Below are 5,184 nucleotides of genomic sequence, written 5' to 3' on the forward strand. Positions count from 1 at the left end.
TTTTCTTTTAATCCTTTTATTCAGAATACTCGGAAAGTGACAGAAGAGGGATAAATTGGGGGACTTTGAAAGGTTTTGCCCCCCTTTTTAAGGGGGGTTGGGGGGATCGATAAGTGCCTAAAATCACAGCCAACCACTCTTCAAACAACCTCTTACAGCAGTTTCATATATTTGAATTCCACCTGTCGTAGGGGCGCAACCAGTCGTAGGAATCGCTTTCATATTAAAGCCACCGTATATTAATGGCAATGCGCTTTTTTGGTCAGGTTAGCCAGTAAATTAGAAGGAGGGCGTAAAAAAATAAACTCAATGAAAGCGATGTCTAACGACAAGCCGCAAGGCGTCTGCGCTTCTGAACTTGCATCTATCGTCGGTGAAGAAAATGCTATTTGCCTTTGGGAAAATATCGAATTTAGTCAGCAAAAACGTATCCAACAAGCTATAGCTTCTGGAAATTCACCCAGTTGTATTATCTATCCCCGCAACCAAGAACAGCTAGCCGCAGTCATGACCGCGGCTCATGCAAATAACTGGCGCGTCCTTCCCTGTGGTAGTGGCAGTAAACTTAGCTGGGGTGGTTTAGCAAAAAGCATTGATGTTGTAGTTAGTACAGAACGCATCAACCAACTGATTGAACACGCTGTTGGTGATTTGACTGTCACAGTCGAAGCTGGGATGAAGTTCTCTGATTTGCAAGCACTTTTGGCAAAATCGCGGCAATTTCTCGCCCTTGACCCGACAGCACCAGAGTCAGCAACCATTGGCGGTATTGTTGCTACAGGTGATACAGGTTCTCTGCGGCAACGTTATGGCAGTGTACGCGACCAGTTACTAGGTATTACCTTTGTCCGTGCTGATGGAGAAATCGCCAAAGCTGGGGGAAGAGTAGTTAAAAATGTTGCCGGATATGACTTGATGAAGTTGCTTACCGGGTCTTATGGCACATTAGGCTTTATTAGTCAATTAACTTTTCGCCTGTATCCGCTAGCCGAGGCATCGGGGACGGTGGTACTAACTGGGAAAGCTGAGGCTGTATCTCAAGCGGCTAATATCCTTCGAGGTTCGGCGTTAACACCAGTTCAGGCTGATTTGCTATCAACTAAATTAGTGTCTAGTTTAGGATTGGGTGAAGGACTGGGATTAATTGCTCGGTTTCAAAGTATTAGTGAGAGTGTTAAAGAACAATCAAACCGAGTTTTGGAAGTTGGACAAAAGTTAGGGTTAAATGGGGCAATTTTTACCGATGGTGATGAAGCTAATCTATGGCAGAGATTGCAAGAACGAATACATACTAGTGCTACAGAATCGGTAATTAGCTGCAAAATAGGAGTGTTACCTACTGCTGCTGTAGGGATTTTGACTCAAGTGGAGTTGGGTTTAATTCATATTAGTAATGGTTTAGGTTTGTTACAATTAGAGAGTAAAAATCAAGTTTTTAAAATCCGCGATCGCTTAGGCTTTGCTGGAAACAATCCCACTCAAGCAAGTAGTGGTTTTTTAACAATTCTGTCAGCACCAGTTGCGGTTAAAGAACAAATAGATGTTTGGGGTTATACGGGTAATGCTTTGCCGTTGATGCGCCGTATTAAGGAACAGTTTGATAGTAAGAATATTTTAAGTCCTGGCCGGTTTGTGGGTGGAATTTAAGAAACGAACCGCTAAGACACAGAGAACGCTGAGATAGAGAGGGGAAAAGAATATATGCAAGTTTCAAAAAATTCTGTTAATAATACGGCTAGTTTAAAGAATTTGAAGGGCTTTGATGAGAGTCATCCACCCGATCCGAAGTTAATTGATAGTTGTGTACATTGTGGATTTTGTCTTTCGACTTGTCCTAGTTATCGGGTGCTGGGTAAGGAGATGGATTCTCCTAGAGGACGTGTCTATTTAATGGATGCAATTAATGAGGGTGAAATTGCTCTCAATACCGCAACAGTAGAACATTTTGATTCTTGTTTGGGGTGTCTTGCTTGTGTGAGTACTTGTCCTTCTGGCGTGCAGTATGATAAGTTAATTTCTGCAACTCGCCATCAAGTTGAACGAAATTATCCCCGCAGTTTACCAGATCGATTTTTTCGCCAACTGATATTTTCTCTGTTTCCTTATCCCAATCTTTTACGGGTTTTATTAGTTCCGTTGTTAGTTTATCAAAAGTTAGGATTTCCTAAGTTATTTCGGGCTACGGGTTTACTGAATAAAATATCGCCCCGTTTGGCAGCAATGGAATCAATTCTGCCAGAAATTACTCTCAAATCTTTTCAAGATAACTTGCCTACTGTGATTCCTGCTAAAGGTGAAAAGCGGTATCGAGTCGGGGTAATTTTGGGTTGCGTCCAACGACTGTTTTTCTCCCCTGTAAATGAAGCGACAGTGCGCGTTTTAACAGCGAATGGTTGTGAAGTTGTGATTCCCAAATCTCAAGGTTGTTGTGCGGCGCTTCCCGAACACCAAGGACAAACAGAACAGGCGAAAGCTTTAGCAAGACAGATGATTGATAGTTTTGCCAAAACAGATGTAGATTTTGTAATTATCAATGCTGCTGGTTGCGGTCATACTTTAAAAGAATACGGTCATATTTTAGAAGATGACCCAGAATATCGACAAAAGGCAAAGGCTTTTGCCGCTAAAGTTAAAGATGCTCAAGAATTTTTGGCAACTGTTGGCTTAACAGCGAAACTTTCACCGTTGACCGATCAACCATTGAATTTAGTTTATCAAGATGCTTGTCATTTATTGCACGGACAAAAGATTAGCGTCCAACCGCGTCAGGTGTTGCGACAAATTCCAGGGGTGAAGTTGAGAGAACCAATAGATGCAGCTTTATGTTGTGGCAGTGCCGGAGTTTATAATATGCTGCAACCAGAAGTGTCTGAAGAATTGGGTCGGCAAAAAGTAGAGAATTTGTTGAATACTGGTGCTGAGTTAATTGCTTCTGCTAATCCGGGGTGTACTTTGCAAATTACCAAGCATTTGCAGTTGCAAGGTAAGAAGATATCAGTTATTCACCCGATGGAGTTGTTAGATTATTCGATTCGCGGTGAAAAGTTAAAGTAAAAGCACCCCAAAGAGCCAAAGCTGCGCTTTGGCTCCCCTCCTCCCTAACTCTACGGTGTACATACAAGTTGAAATATTTTACTCATTTGGGTTTATGCGTAGGTTTTACCCCTCCCTAACCCTCCCCTTGTAAAGGGGAGGGAACTAGATTTTCGATTTTCCCTGTAAGATTGGTGCAACATACTTGAATCTCAGCTTGTAAAGGCGAGGGAACTAGATTTTCGATTTCTCCTGTAAGATTGGTGCAACATACTTGAATCTCAGCTTGTAAAGGGGAGGGAACTAGATTTTCCGGTTTCCCCCCTTTACAAGGGGGGATTAAGGGGGGTAATTCGACTTATGTGTACACCAAGGATTTCGCATTAATTTGATACCAATACACAGCTGTGCGCCCCTACTATTGGGATATTTTTTTATTGGAAGTCCCTTAATCAGCCAGCTTAAAGACTTTTTTCCGAAATAGCCGCTTTGTCGTCTGTATAATCACTGAAATGGGCTAGAGCGTCAAGCTGATTTCGGGTAATTTGTGATGAAACTAGATTTAGTCAGGTTTTTTCAAGCTTGCAACCCCAGTAAAACTCTGGTTGTGAGCAAACCGGAGGATAGACAATATTATATTGATTTCTCTAAAGTGCGTGGTGCCAAAATTATTGAGGAACTTGGGCGAACTATCACCCGCCTTTCACCTGAAGAACCCACTTGTCAATTATTTACCGGACATATCGGCTGTGGCAAATCCACTGAATTACTGCGGCTAAAGGCAGAGTTAGAACAGCAGGGATTTCATGTGGTTTATTTCGAGTCTAGCCAAAGCTTGGATATGGCTGATATTGATGTTACAGATATTTTATTAGCAGTAGCTCGTGAGGTTAGTCAAAGTCTAGAAGCAATCAAAATTAACCTCAAGCCTGGATACTTTCAAACTCTGTTTACTGAACTTGGTGAATTTTTGCAAACGCCGATAGAACTTGGGGGAGAGTTATCTGTAGGTATTGCCAAAATTACCGCCAAAACTAAAGATAGTCCCAAACTTCGCGCTCAGTTACGGCAATATTTAGAACCGCGCACCAACGGCATTTTAGAATCAATTAACAAAGAATTGCTCAAGCCTGCGAGAGAGAAACTTAAGCAGCAAGGTAAAAAAGGACTGGTGGTAATTATAGATAATCTCGACAGAGTAGATAATTCTTTAAAGCCTTCGGGTTATTATCAGCCAGAATATCTCTTTGTGGAACGGGGCGAACAGTTAAACCAGCTAAATTGTCATGTTGTTTATACTATTCCCTTAGTGTTGATTTTTTCCAACGCTTTAGGAAGGTTAACAAATCGCTTTGGCGTAGACCCCAAGGTTTTGCCGATGGTTCCTGTGCAATTACAAGATGGTTTGCAATTCTCACAAGGAATCACGCTGCTGCAACAGATGGTGATGGCGAGGGCTTTTCCTGGTGTTAGTTGGGAACAAAGCCAGCATTTAATTACCGAGGTTTTTGATAATTCTGATACTTTAGAGCGACTTTGCCGAGTTAGCGGCGGTCATTTGCGTAACTTGTTGATGTTATTGTTTCGCTGTCTTCAGCAAGAAGACCCGCCTTTGTCGCGGGAGTGCGTGGATAGGGTGATTAAACAACGCCGTAATGAGCTAACTTTGGCAATTACGCCTGATGAATGGGAAGTACTGCGTGAGGTGGCGCAAAAGAAAAGCTTGAGAGGTCATGAAAGATACGAACTTTTGCTTCGCAGTATGTTTGTATTTGAATACCGAAATGAAGATGGTTCTTGGTTTGATGTCAATCCGATTTTGGCTGAAGCCAAGGAATTTAGGTTATAAATCGGCGTATATGAACAATTACCCCCCTTACTCCCCCCTTATAAAGGGCTACGGTGTACACACAAGTCGAATTACCCCCCTCAATCCCCCCGATGCATTGGGGGGAAGCCGGAAATCTAATTCCCTCCCCTTTGCAAGGGGAGGGTTAGGGTGGGGTAAAAACCAGATTCGTAAACGACTCCAGACTTGTGTGTACACCGTAGCTTATAAAGGGGGGAGACCGTAAATCTAGTTCCCTCCCCTTTATAAGGGGAGGGTTAGGGTGGGGTAAAACCCTGGTTAATCAGCTATTTCAGACTTGT

General features: G+C 42.5%; 3 protein-coding genes. All 3 read left to right on the top strand.

The genetic code is table 11. The features are described 5' to 3' along the window. Window positions 1-309: 309 nt before the first annotated feature. The 3 genes from RMX89_RS34370 to RMX89_RS34380 all read left to right on the top strand — a co-directional run bounded on the left by RMX89_RS34370 (window position 310) and on the right by RMX89_RS34380 (window position 4,882). Entirely contained in the window at window positions 310-1,647 is a 1,338-nt protein-coding gene (locus RMX89_RS34370; protein WP_322692132.1) for an FAD-binding oxidoreductase, read from the top strand. Window positions 1,648-1,701: 54 nt separating this feature from the next. After that, on the top strand, window positions 1,702-3,054 hold the full coding sequence (locus tag RMX89_RS34375) for a (Fe-S)-binding protein (RefSeq protein ID WP_322692133.1): 1,353 nt from the start codon (window positions 1,702-1,704) through the stop codon (window positions 3,052-3,054). 529 nt (window positions 3,055-3,583) lie between these two features. Continuing rightward, complete coding sequence (locus tag RMX89_RS34380; RefSeq protein ID WP_322682846.1) at window positions 3,584-4,882, top strand: P-loop NTPase fold protein; 1,299 nt, start codon at window positions 3,584-3,586, stop codon at window positions 4,880-4,882. The last annotated feature ends 302 nt before the right edge of the window (window positions 4,883-5,184 follow it).

The sequence above is a fragment of the Nostoc sp. DedSLP04 genome, assembly GCF_034530775.1.
Taxonomy (GTDB): Bacteria; Cyanobacteriota; Cyanobacteriia; order Cyanobacteriales; family Nostocaceae; genus Nostoc.